The organism is Xanthomonas sp. 3058, from assembly GCF_014199765.1.
Classification (GTDB): Bacteria; Pseudomonadota; Gammaproteobacteria; order Xanthomonadales; family Xanthomonadaceae; genus Xanthomonas; species Xanthomonas campestris_B.
The window spans coordinates 62,625-77,838 of sequence record NZ_JACHOF010000005.1; the positions used below are offsets into that span (position 1 = coordinate 62,625).

General features: G+C 63.5%; 16 protein-coding genes. 13 read left to right on the forward strand and 3 right to left on the reverse strand.

Features of this window, described 5'->3' with window-relative positions:
* Nucleotides 1–222 precede the first annotated feature (222 nt).
* Nucleotides 223–816, forward strand: a complete 594-nt coding sequence (locus tag GGR61_RS09020) for a DUF6624 domain-containing protein (protein ID WP_184409153.1) — start codon at nt 223–225, stop codon at nt 814–816.
* A 78-nt stretch (nt 817–894) separates the two neighbouring features.
* On the opposite strand, the gene GGR61_RS09025 is transcribed toward GGR61_RS09020, so the two are convergent.
* The gene (locus GGR61_RS09025; protein WP_184409152.1) at nt 895–1,707 is read right to left on the reverse strand and encodes a hypothetical protein; all 813 of its coding nucleotides are present in this window, start codon (nt 1,705–1,707) and stop codon (nt 895–897) included.
* A gap of 542 nt (nt 1,708–2,249) precedes the next feature.
* Between GGR61_RS09025 and GGR61_RS09030 the strand changes: the two genes are divergently transcribed.
* The 10 genes from GGR61_RS09030 (at nt 2,250) to GGR61_RS09075 (ending at nt 10,485) form a co-directional block, all read left to right on the forward strand.
* Nucleotides 2,250–2,615, forward strand: a complete 366-nt coding sequence (locus GGR61_RS09030) for a hypothetical protein (RefSeq protein ID WP_016901016.1) — start codon at nt 2,250–2,252, stop codon at nt 2,613–2,615.
* A gap of 26 nt (nt 2,616–2,641) precedes the next feature.
* On the forward strand, nt 2,642–3,442 hold the full coding sequence (gene atpB, locus GGR61_RS09035) for a F0F1 ATP synthase subunit A (RefSeq protein ID WP_039421795.1): 801 nt from the start codon (nt 2,642–2,644) through the stop codon (nt 3,440–3,442).
* 72 nt (nt 3,443–3,514) lie between these two features.
* Entirely contained in the window at nt 3,515–3,817 is a 303-nt protein-coding gene (gene atpE, locus GGR61_RS09040) for a F0F1 ATP synthase subunit C (RefSeq protein WP_002814105.1), read from the forward strand.
* A 113-nt stretch (nt 3,818–3,930) separates the two neighbouring features.
* Entirely contained in the window at nt 3,931–4,401 is a 471-nt protein-coding gene (locus tag GGR61_RS09045) for a F0F1 ATP synthase subunit B (protein WP_184409151.1), read from the forward strand.
* Nucleotides 4,402–4,404: 3 nt separating this feature from the next.
* Nucleotides 4,405–4,932, forward strand: coding sequence for a F0F1 ATP synthase subunit delta (locus tag GGR61_RS09050; protein WP_184409150.1), 528 nt, complete (start codon nt 4,405–4,407; stop codon nt 4,930–4,932).
* A gap of 47 nt (nt 4,933–4,979) precedes the next feature.
* Entirely contained in the window at nt 4,980–6,527 is a 1,548-nt protein-coding gene (gene atpA / locus GGR61_RS09055) for a F0F1 ATP synthase subunit alpha (protein ID WP_184409149.1), read from the forward strand.
* A gap of 194 nt (nt 6,528–6,721) precedes the next feature.
* Nucleotides 6,722–7,585 (forward strand): F0F1 ATP synthase subunit gamma, encoded by an 864-nt coding sequence (atpG, locus tag GGR61_RS09060; protein ID WP_184621189.1) that lies wholly within the window; start codon nt 6,722–6,724, stop codon nt 7,583–7,585.
* 122 nt (nt 7,586–7,707) lie between these two features.
* Nucleotides 7,708–9,114, forward strand: coding sequence for a F0F1 ATP synthase subunit beta (atpD, locus tag GGR61_RS09065; RefSeq protein ID WP_046963369.1), 1,407 nt, complete (start codon nt 7,708–7,710; stop codon nt 9,112–9,114).
* Nucleotides 9,115–9,257: 143 nt separating this feature from the next.
* Nucleotides 9,258–9,680 (forward strand): F0F1 ATP synthase subunit epsilon, encoded by a 423-nt coding sequence (locus GGR61_RS09070; protein ID WP_184409146.1) that lies wholly within the window; start codon nt 9,258–9,260, stop codon nt 9,678–9,680.
* Between the two features lie 235 nt (nt 9,681–9,915).
* Entirely contained in the window at nt 9,916–10,485 is a 570-nt protein-coding gene (locus GGR61_RS09075) for a chorismate mutase (protein ID WP_184409145.1), read from the forward strand.
* 240 nt (nt 10,486–10,725) lie between these two features.
* On the opposite strand, the gene GGR61_RS09080 is transcribed toward GGR61_RS09075, so the two are convergent.
* Nucleotides 10,726–11,109 carry a GtrA family protein gene (locus GGR61_RS09080; protein WP_184621190.1) on the reverse strand — a complete coding sequence of 128 codons (384 nt, stop codon included), beginning with the start codon at nt 11,107–11,109 and terminating at the stop codon, nt 10,726–10,728.
* A 144-nt stretch (nt 11,110–11,253) separates the two neighbouring features.
* Between GGR61_RS09080 and glmU the strand changes: the two genes are divergently transcribed.
* Together glmU and GGR61_RS09090 are read left to right on the forward strand one after the other, a co-directional pair.
* Nucleotides 11,254–12,618, forward strand: a complete 1,365-nt coding sequence (gene glmU / locus GGR61_RS09085) for a bifunctional UDP-N-acetylglucosamine diphosphorylase/glucosamine-1-phosphate N-acetyltransferase GlmU (RefSeq protein ID WP_184621191.1) — start codon at nt 11,254–11,256, stop codon at nt 12,616–12,618.
* A 118-nt stretch (nt 12,619–12,736) separates the two neighbouring features.
* On the forward strand, nt 12,737–13,678 hold the full coding sequence (locus GGR61_RS09090) for a right-handed parallel beta-helix repeat-containing protein (protein WP_260287404.1): 942 nt from the start codon (nt 12,737–12,739) through the stop codon (nt 13,676–13,678).
* A gap of 181 nt (nt 13,679–13,859) precedes the next feature.
* Here the strand turns inward: GGR61_RS09090 and GGR61_RS09095 are convergent, their stop codons facing one another.
* Complete coding sequence (locus GGR61_RS09095; RefSeq protein WP_184409141.1) at nt 13,860–15,212, reverse strand: HAMP domain-containing sensor histidine kinase; 1,353 nt, start codon at nt 15,210–15,212, stop codon at nt 13,860–13,862.
* Between the last annotated feature and the right edge of the window lie 2 nt (nt 15,213–15,214).

Consider the following 15,214-nt stretch of genomic DNA (forward strand, 5'->3'; position numbering starts at 1 on the left):
CACTGCCAACGACGCCCCGCCTTGCGCGGGGCGTCGTCGTTTGGGCATGCTGCCAGGACGGGCTGCAGGGCGCGTCAGACAGGCAGTGCAGCCGATCGCATGGAGAGACACTGCAATGCGCTATGGAATGCTGGGAATGGTGATGCTGTGCAGCATCGCGGCGGTGTCTGCCGCCCGCGCGCAAGAACCGGATGATCCTCAATTGGCCGCTGCGTTGGCGAAGTGCCCGGGGGGGCCGAAACCTTCGATCGTGCGCAACGGCAGGCAAAAGCGCGTGCCGAGGCAGCGCATGCATCCGAACTCGCAACGCCTTCCGATCCGGCGCTACGCGCGCGTCTGCTGGAGATGGAGCGCGCCGACCAACTGGTCCGCAATGGCGATTGGTCGCAAGCGGCCGTGACCAGGATGGCCGCTGTGGATGCCGCGCATCTACCGCAGATCCGCCGCATCGTTGCCGAGCACGAAGGCCTGCCGAGCGCGGCCCAGGTGGGGCGCGATGGTGTCGCTGCAGCCTGGCTGCTGGTGCAGCATGCCGATGCCGATCCTGCGTTTCAGGAGCAGGTATTGAGCACGCTGGCGCAGCACGTTACGCGCGGCGAAATTCCGGCACGCTCTCTAGTGCTGTTGACCGACCGCGTCCTTGTCGGCAACGGCAAGCCGCAACGCTATGGCAGTCAGCTGGCCGCGCAGCAGGGCCGCTGGGTGCCCAAGCCCATCGAGGATCCGGAACACGTCGATGAGCGGCGTACCGCTGTGGGCGAAATGCCGCTGGCCGATTACATCTGCGTGGCCGCGCAGCTCTTTCCTGCGCCGTAACGGCCTTCCATATCAAACGCCCCAAAACACAAAAGACCCGCAAAAAGCGGGCCTTTTGGTTCAACCGGTCTATGCAACTCAGAACGCGAACGTCACGCCTGCGACCGGGCCCTTGAACTCCTGCTTCAGGCCGATCAGGCCATCGCTGCCGCGCTGGTCGACATCGAGCTTGAACCAGTCGTAGCCGGCGAAGATGCCGAAGTTCTTGGTGAAGCGGTATTCGGCCATCGCGTTGGCGCGGCTCAGATCGCCCTTGTAGTCGTCGAAGTTGCCCCAGCTGGTGTTGAGGTACTGACCCTGCACGTTGAACAGCCAATGCTCGCTCGGACGTGCGGTGAAACGGATGCCGACCACCGGCGCGACGCCGTCGGCCTTCTCTTCGAGCACGTCGCCGGTGAACACGCTGCCCAGATCTGCATACGCGTTGGCTTCGACCTTGGCGTATTCGGCACCGAGCTGCAGGCCCAGGCTGAATTCCGGCGAATCGATGACCGAATAGTCATACACCAGCGTGGCGACCTGATACTTCAGTTCACCCTTGATGAAGCTGCCCGACGGCACGGTGAAACCACCGGCGCTCACGTCCTGGGTCAGGGTCTCGCGGCGATCCTTGTCGTACTTGAAGTAATCGAAGATCAGGCGTTGACGGGTGCTGATGCGGAACACGCCATCCACGCGCGGCTCCCATTCCTTGCCGCCCAGCTTGAAGTCTTCATTGACCGACACATTGTTTCCTGCGACCAGTGTGTTGCCACGGATCGTGTTGTCGTTGTCGACATTCATCGCGCCGAGACGGATCTGGAAGCGATCGTCGGTATCTTCAGCGTGCGCCGGAAGGGCATAGCCTGCGGCCAGAACGCACGGGATCACCAGTGCGAGGAGGTTTTTCATGGGGGCTCCGAATCTTGGAATGGTTGGTCAGTCGAGCTTGTGCCGCGCATAGTCGATAAGCGCATGTCGTCAATTTGTGAAGTTTCTGTCCGTTATGCGTGAAGGAAACTTAGCAATCGGACAAAATGGTCCGCCATACATAGGCGTGCCAATGCTGCCCATGTCTTCTGTGCGCATGACGCCGTGATCGCTTGCACACGGGGGGCGCGCGTGTGGATCGATGCCGCGATTGGACCACGGGCGGGACATCGCTGGAAGCTCGCAGGGTGCGACAAAATGCGTAAAAAAAGCAGGAGCCCTGGTCTCCCAGGGCTCCCTGACGCGGCCTGCGGCACGACCTTTCGACGAGGATGTGCAGGCTAGCGAAGTTCTGACAGCCGGTTTGTGGCAAAGTTCCCACCCGCTGCTGCGGCACGTGTATGGTGCATCGCAGCACCCCGCGACCTTTGCCGGTTGTCTCGCAATTTGTCCCGTTGCTATACTTTCGCGGCTCGACGAGGCGCAACTGCGCTTCCCCCTCATCCACACGTAAGGTAACCGTAGTGCTGAACTCCGTTGACGCGGGTCGGCGGTTGATGCTGCGCGCTGCGGTATATCCGCTTGCCGCCGTAGCTATAACCAGTCTGGGGTTGCTGTTGGTCGGTCCCCGTTACTCTGCCGGTCTGGCATTGACCGGGTTTGCGACGGTGCTGGGCGGTTGGGTGGCAGCACGGACCGCGCTAGGCGGCGGTATCCAGGCAGCCGGCATTGCCATGGTGCGGCTGATTCTGGCGATGGTGTTGAAGTGGGTGTTGGTTTTCGTGGCGCTGGCGCTTGGTTTCGGCCTGTGGCGGCTGCCTCCTCTGGCTCTGTTGGCGGGTATCGCCATCGGGTTGATTTTTCAGGTTCTGGCTCTGGCCAGACGTTGATTCGAACTTATAAGGGCTCCAGACACATGGCGGGCGAGGCAGCAACCCCTACCTCCTATATCCAGCATCACTTGCAGAACCTGATCTATCCGGTTCGTGAGGGTGGCGGTACGTTTTGGACCATCCACGTCGACACCCTGGTCATGGCCGTGTTGATGGGCCTGGTCATGGTGCTGGCGTTCTGGACAGCGACCCGCAATGCCACGGCCGGCGTGCCGGGCAAGTGGCAGGCATTCGTGGAAATCTGCCTGGAATTCGTCGACCGGCAGGCCAAGGACACCTATCACGGCAGCAGCAAGCTGGTGACGCCGATTGCGATCACCATCTTCTTCTGGATCCTGTTGATGAACCTCATCAAGATGATCCCGGCCGATTTCATCGCCATCCCGCTGGGTTGGGCCGGCATCCACGCCTGGAAGCCGGTGCCCACCGCCGACGTCAATGCCACCTTGGGCATGTCGATCAGTGTGTTCTTCCTGATGATCGTGTTCTCGCTGCGCTCCAAGGGCGTGGGCGGCATGACCAAGGAATTTCTGACGGCGCCGTTCGGCAAGTGGATGATGCCGTTCAACCTGCTCCTGAACATCGTCGAGTGGCTGAGCAAGCCGATTTCGTTGGCGATGCGACTGTTCGGCAACATGTTCGGCGGCGAGATCGTCTTCCTGCTGATCTGGGTGCTGGGCGGTGCGGGCATCGCCGGCATGGTCGCTGGCGGCGTATTCGGCCTCGGCTGGATGCTGTTCCACCTGTTGGTGATTCCGCTGCAGGCCTTCATTTTCATGATGCTGTCGATCGTGTATCTGAGCCTTGCCGAAGACAGTCACTGAGTTTGCTGCACCCTTCATCTGCTTTATCCCGCTTCATCCATCACCCTTAGAAACTTTCGTTCGGAGATCACCATGTACCTCGCCGTCCTGACCAACCTCGCTCAAGTCCAGAGCTCCACCGTCCTCGCCGTCGGCATCATGATCGGCCTGGCCGCGCTGGGTGCCGGCCTCGGTCTGGCCATCATGGCTGGCAAGTTCCTGGAATCGGCCGCGCGCCAGCCGGAACTGATCCCGGTGCTGCAGGTTCGTATGTTCATCACCGCCGGCCTGATCGACGCCGCGTTCATCATCAGCGTCGCTGTCGGCCTGCTGTTCGCCTTCGCCAACCCGCTGGCCCAGGTGTTCATCGAGCGTCTGTCGCAGGCTGCCGGCTGATCCAGCGGTAGCAGGATGTGGAGGCAACCGCGTGCGGTTGGCTCCGCGGATGAAGGTCGGAAAGCGCCGCCATGCGGTGGCGCTTTCACCCCTAAAGAGCGATTGAGCGACCCATGGATATCACCCTTACCATTTTTGCCCAGGCGTTGGCCTTCGCCGGTCTGATCTGGATCGTCGCGACCAAAATCTGGCCGCCGCTGCTGAAGGCGATCGAAGAGCGTCAGCAAAAGATCGCTGAAGGTCTGGCTGCGGCCGATCGTAGTCAGAAGGATCTGGCGCAGGCGCAGGAAAAGGTCAACGAAGCACTGAAGGACGCACGCACCAAGGCCAACGAGATCATCGACCAGGCCCACGCGCGCGCCAACCAGATCATCGAAGCGGCCAAGCACGAGGCGATTGCCGAAGCCAACCGTCAGAAGGATCTGGCGCAGACCGAGATCGACGCGTCCGCCACGCGTGCCCGCGAGGAACTGCGCAAGCAGGTGTCCGCGCTGGCCGTCAGCGGTGCCGAGAAGCTGCTCAAGCGCGAAATCGATGCGAACGCCCACAAGGCGCTGCTCGACGAGCTGGCGGCGGAGATTTAATCGATGAGTCAGGCCCTCACACTTGCCCGTCCGTACGGCCGCGCCGCGTTTGCGATCGCGCGTGAGGGCGGCACCTTCGCGCCCTGGTCCGATGCGCTGGCGTTTTCGGCGCAGGTGGCCGGCGACCCGCGCGTGGCTGCGCTGCTGCTCAACCCGGCCTTGCGCCAGGAAGAAGCAGTGACATTGCTCGCTCCGCCGCAGGCTGGCGACGACTACCTGCGTTTTCTCGGCGTGCTGGCCGATGCGCAGCGGCTGTCGCTGCTGCCGGAAGTGGCAGGGTTGTACGAACAACTGCGTGCCGAAGCCGAACACGTCGTCAAGGCGACAGTGACCTCGGCCACCGCAATGCACCAGACAGAGCTCGACACGATTGCTGCTGCGCTGAAGAAGCGTTTCGGCCGCGAGGTGGACATCACCACCGCGGTGGATGCTTCGCTGATCGGCGGCGCGGTGATCGACACCGGCGACGTGGTCATCGACGGCTCGCTGAAGGGCAAGCTCGCGCGTCTGCAAAGCTCGCTCGCCCACTGAATTCACATAAACGCACGGCCCTCGCGGCCGGCACCTAGGACTGAACGATGGCAACCACGCTCAACCCCTCCGAAATCAGCGACCTGATCAAGACCCGCATCGATGCGGTCAAGCTGTCCGCAGAGTCGCGCAACGAAGGCTCCGTGACCAGCGTGTCCGACGGCATCGTGCGCATCTTCGGCCTGGCCGACGTGATGCAGGGCGAAATGATCGAACTGCCGAACAACACCTTCGCGCTTGCGCTGAACCTGGAGCGCGATTCGGTCGGCGCCGTGGTGCTGGGCGATTACGAGAACCTGCGCGAAGGCGACGTGGCCAAGACCACCGGCCGCATCCTGGAAGTGCCGGTGGGTCCGGAGTTGCTGGGTCGCGTGGTCAACGCGCTGGGCGAGCCGATCGACGGCAAGGGCCCGCTGGGCGCCACCCAGACCGCACCGGTGGAGCGCGTTGCGCCCGGCGTGATCTGGCGTAAGTCGGTCGACCAACCGGTGCAGACCGGTTACAAGTCGGTCGATGCGATGATCCCGATCGGCCGCGGCCAGCGCGAGCTGGTCATCGGCGACCGCCAGACCGGCAAGACCGCGCTGGCGATCGATGCGGTGATCAACCAGAAGGGCACCGGCATCAAGTGCGTGTACGTGGCGATCGGCCAGAAGGCCTCGACCGTCGCCAACATCGTGCGCAAGCTGGAAGAAAACGGCGCGCTGGCGCACACCGTGGTGGTGGCGGCGACCGCGTCCGAATCGGCGGCGATGCAATACATCAGCCCGTATGCCGGCTGCACCATGGGCGAATACTTCATGGACCGCGGCGAAGACGCGCTGATCGTGTACGACGATCTGTCCAAGCAGGCCGTGGCCTACCGCCAGATCTCGCTGCTGCTCAAGCGTCCGCCGGGCCGCGAAGCCTATCCGGGCGACGTGTTCTATCTGCATAGCCGCCTGCTGGAGCGCGCCGCGCGCGTGTCCGAGGAATACGTGGAGAAGTTCACCAACGGTGCGGTGACCGGCAAGACCGGCTCGCTGACCGCGCTGCCGATCATCGAAACGCAGGCCGGCGACGTGTCCGCGTTCGTGCCGACCAACGTGATCTCGATCACCGACGGCCAGATCTTCCTGGAAACCGACCTGTTCAACGCCGGTATCCGTCCGGCCGTGAACGCCGGTATCTCGGTGTCGCGCGTCGGTGGTGCGGCCCAGACCAAGATCATCAAGAAGCTGTCCGGCGGCATCCGTATCTCGCTGGCGCAGTACCGTGAGCTGGCGGCGTTCGCGCAGTTCGCCTCGGACCTGGACGAAGCCACCCGCAAGCAGCTCGAGCGCGGTCAGCGCGTCACCGAGCTGATGAAGCAGAAGCAGTATGCGCCGATGTCCATCGCCAACCAGGCGCTGTCGATCTATGCCGTCAACGAGGGTTACCTCGATGAAGTGCCGGTCAACAAGCTGCTGGCGTTCGAAGAAGGCCTGCATGCGCACTTCGCCAACACCCAGGGTGAGCTGATCTCCAAGATCAACAGCACCGGCGGTTGGGACAACGACATCGAAGCCGCGTTCAAGAAGGGCATCGAAGAGTTCAAGACCACGGGCAGCTGGTAAGAGCGCCGGGAGTCGGGATTGGGCATTCGGGATTTGTAGGAGCGGTGGTTCGGGGCGTTGGCTGATGCCGAATCCTCGCTCCTCATTCCCAGAAGTTAGGCATCCGGGGTTCTCGGAAGCGGTGAGGTAGGGAGGCGTTAGCCAATCCCGATTCCCGATTCCCGAATCCCACTAAGCGAGCGAAGCGAGCGAGTATGGCAGGCGGACGCGAAATCAAAACCAAGATCAAGAGCGTGCAGAACACCCGCAAGGTGACGCGCGCGCTCGAAATGGTCTCGGCCTCCAAGATCCGCAAGGCGCAGGAGCGCATGAAGACCTCGCGTCCGTATGCGCAGGCGATGAAGCAGGTGATCGGACATCTGGCGCAGGCCAGCACCGACTACCAGCATCCATTCCTGGTCGAGCGTGAGCAGATCAAGCGGGTTGGTTACATCGTGATCTCTTCCGACCGCGGCCTGGCCGGCGGTCTGAACAACAACCTGTTCCGCAAGATGCTGGGCGAAGTGCGCCCGTGGCAGGACAAGGGCGCCGAGATCGACGTGGTGACCATCGGTCAGAAGGCCTCGGCATTCTTCCGTCGCATCAAGGTCAACATGGTCGGCAGCGTGACCCACCTGGGCGACAGCCCGCAGGTGGAGCAGCTGATCGGCGTGATCAAGGTGATGCTGGACGCGTTCGTCGAGGGCAAGGTGGACCGCGTGTACCTGGTCTACAACCGCTTCGTGAACACGATGACGCAGAAGGCCAGCTTCGACCAGCTGCTGCCGCTGCCGGCCGCAGAACATAAAGTGGCCCATCACGATTGGGATTACCTGTACGAACCCGATGCCGCGACCGTGCTGGAGCACGTGATGACGCGTTACATCGAGTCGCTGGTGTACCAGGCCGTGCTGGAAAACGTGGCGTCCGAACATGCCGCGCGCATGGTGGCGATGAAGGCCGCCAGCGACAATGCCAACAAGATGATCGGCACCTTGCAACTGGTCTACAACAAGGCACGTCAGGCGGCGATCACCCAGGAAATTTCGGAAATCGTCAGCGGCGCGGCCGCCGTATAGCCGGGAATAGGGAATGGTGAATCGGGAATGGTCGAGGCAGTGGCACTTGATCTTCCCAATCCCGAATCCCGTTTCCCCAATCCCGACACCAGAATCGAACAGACATTAGTGGAGTTATCCAAATGAGTCAGGGCAAGATCGTTCAGATCATCGGCGCGGTCGTCGACGTCGAATTCCAGCGCAATGAAGTACCGAAGGTCTATCACGCGTTGAAGGTCGAAGGCACCGAAATCACCCTGGAAGTGCAGCAGCAGCTCGGCGATGGCGTGGTGCGCACGATTGCGCTCGGCTCCACCGACGGCCTGAAGCGCAACCTGCTGGCCACCAACACCGAGCGTGCGATTTCGGTGCCGGTCGGCGCCGGGACGCTGGGCCGCATCATGGACGTGCTGGGTCGCCCGATCGACGAAGCCGGCGACGTGCAGGCCTCGGACCATTGGGAAATCCATCGTGCTGCTCCATCGTACGAAGACCAGTCCTCCAGCACCGAACTGCTGGAAACCGGCATCAAGGTCATCGACCTGATGTGCCCGTTCGCCAAGGGCGGCAAGGTCGGCCTGTTCGGCGGCGCCGGCGTCGGCAAGACCGTCAACATGATGGAACTGATCAACAACATCGCCAAGGCGCACTCGGGGTTGTCCGTGTTTGCCGGCGTGGGCGAGCGTACCCGTGAGGGCAACGACTTCTACCACGAGATGAAGGACTCCAACGTCCTGGACAAGGTCGCGATGGTGTACGGCCAGATGAACGAGCCGCCGGGCAACCGTCTGCGCGTTGCGCTGACCGGCCTGACCATGGCCGAGTACTTCCGCGACGAGAAGGACGAAAACGGCAAGGGCAAGGACGTGCTGCTGTTCGTGGACAACATCTACCGCTACACGCTGGCCGGTACCGAAGTGTCCGCGCTGCTCGGCCGTATGCCGTCGGCAGTGGGCTACCAGCCGACCCTGGCCGAAGAAATGGGCGTGTTGCAGGAACGCATCACCTCGACCAAGAGCGGTTCGATCACCTCGATCCAAGCCGTGTACGTGCCTGCGGACGACCTGACCGACCCGTCGCCGGCGACCACCTTCGCCCACCTGGATTCCACCGTCACGCTGAGCCGTAACATCGCCTCGCTGGGCATCTACCCGGCCGTGGATCCGCTGGATTCCACCAGCCGCCAGATGGACCCGCTGGTGATCGGCCACGAGCATTACGACACCGCCCAGCGCGTGCAGCAGACCTTGCAGAAGTACAAGGAACTGAAGGACATCATCGCGATCCTGGGCATGGACGAGCTGAGCGAAGAAGACAAGCAGTCGGTGTCGCGCGCACGCAAGATCGAGCGTTTCTTCAGCCAGCCGTTCCACGTGGCCGAAGTGTTCACCGGCTCGCCGGGCAAGTACGTCTCGCTGAAGGACACCATCCGCGGCTTCAAGGCGATCTGCGACGGCGAATACGACCACCTGCCGGAGCAGGCGTTCTACATGGTCGGCAGCATCGAAGAAGCGGTCGAGAAAGCCAACAAGATGAGCGCCAAGGCGTAACAGCCGGGATTTGGCATTCGGGATTCGGGATTTGGTACGGCGGTGAGCGGGGTGCGGAGACGAGGTGAGTGGCCACAGTGGAAGCTGCGGTTGCCAATCCCGAATCCCCAATCCCCAATCGCCGCTTCACACTGTGAGGCACCATGAGCACTATTCGTTGCGACATCGTCAGCGCCGAGAAGGAAATCTTCCACGGTGAGGCGACGCTGGTCGTGGCCACCGGCGAACTGGGCGAGCTGGGCATTGCGCCCAAGCACGCGCCGCTGATCACCCGCCTGAAGCCGGGCAAGGTGGTGGTCACCACCGCCAGCGGCGAGCAGCTGGATTTCGCCATTTCCGGCGGCATCCTGGAAGTGCAGCCGCAGGTGGTGACCGTGCTGGTCGACACCGCGGTGCGTGCGCAGGACATCGACGAAGCCGCGGTGCGCAAGGTCAAGGAAGAGGCAGAACGTCTGCTGGCCAACCGTGGCGACGCGGTGGATGTGGCGGAAGCACAGCGTCGGTTGACCGAGGCGACCGTGCAGTTGCAGGCGCTCGAACGTTTGCGTCGCACTCTCAAGCACTGAGTGTCAGGGCATGCGGGCGTCGGATGGCGCATGCACCCCGAGGGTTGGAAGCACGGCCAGCTGCGCGTGTGGAAATCGAAACGCCGACCATCGTGTCGGCGTTTTTCGTTTTTGCGGATGCGCGTGCGTGATGCGGCCCGCACGCGCCGAGGCAGCAGGCACACTGCATGCCTTACATCGTGCCGCTGCTTGCCAGCGGTCCGGCACCTCATGCATGCCCGTTAAGGAACGCCAGATGGCCCGCAAGATCGATGGTTTTCGTGGTTTCGCGCTGACCGGCCTGTTGGCCGTGGCGATGCTGGGGTGTGCGCTGCCGGCGCGCAGCCAGCCGCCGCTGGATCCGTTGCTGGACCGCATCGTGCAACGCAATGCGATCGGCGATGCAGTGGCGCTGAGCAAGTGGGACAGCGGCAAGCCAGTGCTGGACCAGACGCGCGAGGCGGCGGTGCTGCAGAGCGTGCGCGATCAGGCTTCTGCGCGCGGGCTGGACGCCGACGATGCCGCGCGCTTCTTTGCTGCGCAGATCGAGGCCAACAAATCGGTGCAGTACGCCTTGTTGAACCACTGGCGCGAACGGGGGCGTGCACCGGATACGGCGCGTCCTGACCTGGCGAGCCTGCGCACGCGTCTGGATCAATTGCAGGGCGAATTGCTCGACGCACTCGCCGACGTCGCGGCGGCCCGTTCCGCGCCGCAATGTCCGACCAGCACCGCGCGCGCCGCAGCCCATTACGCGGCGCAATGGCAGCTGGATGCGCTGCATCGCGCGGCCTTGGTACGCAGCCTGGGCGATTTCTGCCGCTGAGTGGGGCGTCGTCCGAGAGCGGCCAACCAGACGTCGTGCGCGATCGTCATGTGGGTGCGGACGATGCGTGCGCAGAACCGGAGTACATGCCGCTCCGGGCACTGGCCGCGCCGCCTGGCGGCGGTGCAGGCGTGTTGTTGGCCGCACTAAAGCCCCTGGTCTATCTGCCCATGGGCGACACAGATCGCTTCAACGCAGCATCACCGTCGCTGGGCACCGCGCTGGCGTCGGTGCGCTCGCTCAGCGATACACCACATGCCGGCCCAGGAAAAACGACACGATCGCCAGTCCGCCTTCCACCAGCGGTTTGGCCAGCCAGGCCTGGCGCAGGCCGACCAGATCGACCGTAGCCGAGAGCAGCCAGGTGCTGATCAATGTCAGTGCCAACCACATCACCGCAAAGCGTCGGAAGCGCTGCCAGCCCAGGCCTGCCCCGTTGTCCTGGGCAAAGGTAAAGCGGCCGTTGAGCCAGAATCCGAGCATTGCGCCGCTGATGCGTCCGAGCAGATTGGCCGGCACCGCCGGCATGCCTGCGGCCGTGGCGGCGATGAAGATGCCGCAGTCCACGGCCAACTGCAGGGCGCCAATGATCATGAATTGGCTGCCTTGGCGGAACAGACTCATGTGTGCGGGGTGAGCGGACGAGGGCGCCCATGCTAGCGGCTGTTGCACCGAAAGTGTGATCGCGGCTGGACGACTGGCCCGGTCACGACGCGAGCTGGCGCAGCGACTAGAATTTGCGTCTCTATTCGTTATTGGAACGTCTCGATGACCTTGCCTCTGCACGTCGTGATCCTGGCCGCAGGCGAGGGCAAGCGCATGCGCTCGTCCTTGCCGAAGGTGCTGCAGCCGGTGGCCGGCCAGCCGATGCTGGCGCACGTGATCGCCACCGCGCGGCAGCTGCAACCGGCGGCGATCCATGTGGTGTACGGGCATGGCGGCGAGCAGGTCCAGGCGGCATTCGCCGCGCAGAGCGATCTGCAGTGGGCCGAGCAACGTCAGCAACTGGGCACCGGGCATGCGGTGCAGCAGGCCATGCCTGCCATCCCGGATGCGGCCACGGTGCTGGTGTTGTACGGCGATGTGCCGCTGATCCAGGCCGATGATTTGCTGCAATTGCTGCATGCACCGGGCCGCATGGCGGTACTGGTTGCCGATGTGGCCAACCCCGCCGGTTATGGCCGGATCCTGCGCGATGCCGGAGGCAAGGTGGCCGCGATCGTCGAGCAGAAGGATGCCAATGATGAGCAGCGCCGCATCCGCACCATCAACACCGGCATCCTCACCGCCGAGTCCACCGCGCTGCGGCGCTGGCTGGCCGGTCTGTCCAACGAGAATGCCCAGGGCGAGTTCTATCTCACCGACGTGTTTGCCAGCGCCGCGGCGGATTTCACCCCGGCCGACATGGTGCATGTGAGCGACGTGCAGGACGTGGAAGGCGCCAACGACCCATGGCAACTGGCCCAACTCGAGCGCGCCTGGCAGCTGCGGGCCGCGCGTGCGCTTTGCCTGCAAGGCGTGCGCATGGCCGACCCGGCGCGCGTGGAGCAGCGCGGCACGGTGCAGGTGGGACGCGATGTGCAACTGGATATCGATGTGATTCTGGAAGGCGATGTGACGCTGGGCGATGGTGTGGTGATCGGCCCGTTCGTGAGACTGCGCGACGTTGACCTCGGCGCCGGGACGCAGGTGCGTGCGCATTGCGATCTGGAAGGCGTGGTCACCGAAGGCGCGGTGATGATCGGCCCGTTCGCGCGCTTGCGTCCCGGCACCGTCCTGGCCGACGGCGTGCATATCGGTAACTTCGTCGAGACCAAGAAAGTCACGATGGGCGTGGGCAGCAAGGCCAACCATCTGACCTATCTCGGCGATGCGGTGATCGGCAGCAAGGTCAACATCGGCGCCGGCACCATCACCTGCAACTACGATGGCGTCAACAAGTCGCAGACCACCATCGGCGATGGCGCGTTCGTTGGCTCCAACAGCGCGTTGGTGGCGCCGGTCGAGATCGGCGCCATGGCCACCATCGGCGCGGGCTCGGTGATCACCCGCGATGCACCCGCAGGCCAGCTCAGCGTGACGCGTCCGCGTCAGACCGTGATCGAAGGCTGGGAGCGACCGAGCAAGAAGTAGCGCGCTGCTCGGTCGCACTGTCCTGCAGATCTGCGGCAGCGCCGACACCGATAGACGATGTAGGGCACAACTGATCACGAGGTGCGCAATGCAAACCCGGCGGTGCTTGTTACTGGCGATGTTCTTGCTGATGGTGGCAGCCGGGCTGCCCGGTGCGCTCCATGCACAGGCCTATCGGTTGTATCTGGCGCCCGATGGCAACGATGCTGCCGCCGGCACCAGCGCGTCGACGGCGCTGCGCAGCCTTGGCGCGGCCCAGCAGCACCTGTTGGAGCGGCGGCCGACCGGTGCGGTAGACGTGCTGATCGCCGCAGGCACCTATCCCGGCCAGTCCGTGCAATGGACCTTCACCAATGGCGCGCCCATCCGCTTTATCGCCACCCCTGGCGCCGCAACGCCACCACTGTTCGACGGGCGCGGTGGCGCCACCTGGTTCACCTTGAAAGGTGGAAAAGATACCGCGACGCGATTGACCTTCGAAGGTTTGAAGGTCAGCCATTACTGGATGGCGCTGGATCTGGGCAGCAGCAAGCGTGGCGACGACGGCAACAGCGGCAATGTCATCCGCGACATGACGTTTGAGCGCATCGGTGGCCTGTATGGCCACAGTAGCGAAGCGGATTACGCGTTTGCGGCAATCCGGCTGCAGAATTCGCGCGACAACCGCATCGAAAAGAATCGCTTCGTGTCGATCGAAAACGACACCAAGACCTCCGGTTTCGTCCATGCGATCTACCTGGCGCGGCATTCGTCGGGCAATCGCATCGAGGGCAATACCTTCAGCGACATCAACGGCGACGCGGTGCGCACCCGCGATGCGTCGGACAACACGTACGTGGCGGGCAACCGCTTCGTCAGGGCGGGCAAGTACGCGGCGTTTTCGGACTGGTTCAAGCCCGATGGCGAATGTCCCTCGCAGGGCGGGCAGTTTTTCGACAATACGGTGGGCGTCGGCTACTACCGTGCGATTGCCGCCACCCGGACGACGGGGGCGGACGATGCCTGTGGCGCACTGAAGAAGCCGCGCATCGAAGAGCGTGCCACGCTTGGCGGCGACTGAAGGCGGAGATCAGGCCGCCGTTTGCGATGCGCTGTCAGCAACGCGAATGCGTTTGCCGAAACGATGGTTTGCCGGCGTGGTGCATCCGCACCGGTGAGGGGTCGTCCGATCGGGTGCGCCATCGTGTGCCTGCGACACCGCAGAACCGCCAGCATTCGCGTTCGAAATCGGTCGCAGCGAATTAGCCTGCGGTCGCAGCCGGCAGCAACAAGGTGACGCACAGGCCGCCGTGTTCGCGGTTATGCAACGAGATGCGGCCGCCGTGCGCCTCGGCGATCTCGCGCGTGAGTGCAAGGCCCAGCCCGGTGCCATTGCGTTTTGTCGAGTAAAACGGCATCAAGGCATTGTGCAATACCGCCTCGTTCATGCCGTTGCCGCGGTCGAGCACTTCGATCCGCAGCCATTGCGGCACGCGCGTGACGCGCACGGCGACATCGCTGTTGGGTGGCTGCACTTCGCTGCAGGCTTCGTGCGCGTTCTTGAGCAGGTTGAGCAGCGCCTGCTCGATCTGCGCGGCATCGATGCGGCTGCAGACATCGGTGAGTGCGCCTTGCAGCTGGAACGGAATCTGCTGCCGCAAACGTTCCAGAAACGGCGCCCAGTCGATGGTCTGCAATTGCGGCTGCGGCAACTTGGCAAAGCGTGCGTAGCCGCGGATGAAACCTTCCAGATGACGTGCGCGTTCTTCGATGGTTTCGAACACCGTGCCCAGCCGGTCGGTGCGTTCGCGACGCAGCAACTCGGCACCGGAGTGCGCCAGCGAGGCGATCGGCGCCAGCGAATTGTTCAACTCGTGGCTGATCACGCGGATGACCTTCTTCCAGGTCTGCACTTCCTGGCGACGCAATTCGGTGGTCAGGGTGCGGATCAGCAACAGTTCGTGGCTGCGTCCGTTGAGATGGAAGCTGCGCCGTGACAGGTGATAGATCTGTTCGTCGTCTTCGTCATCGCCATCCTCGCGTACCGCAAACAGGCAATCGCCACCGCGTGCCAGTGCATCGCGCAGTTCGTCCGGCATGCGGCCGAGCACATCGTCCAGATGCTGGCCTTCGAGCTTGCGGCCCTCATGCAGCAGTTTGCGTGCCGCGTTGTTGGAAAAACCAATGCGGCGCATGCCATCGCCACCGGCCACCACCAGCAGCATCGCCACCGGGGTGTTCTGCAGCATGGTGTCGAGCATCAATTCGCGTTGCACCAGGTCGCGCCGTTGCGCGCGCAACACATCGCCCAACTCTGCGTGCGCCTGCACCAGTTGCGCCAATTCGTCGGTGCCGCGCCAGTACACGCCGAAGTTGTATTCGCCATCGCGGTAGCTGCTGGTGGTGCCGGCCAGTGCGCGGAACAGCGAGCGCATCGGTGCGGTGGCGCGGCTGAGGCTGAACCACATCGCCGACAGCAGCAGCACCGCCGACACCACGGCCACTTCCCAGCCACGGTCCAGCCAGTACGCCATGAACCAGGGCAGCGCGGCGGCCAGCGCCAACACCGGCAATAGCCGCAAGAACAGCGAGAAAGTGAAAGAGCGCTGCCGCATGC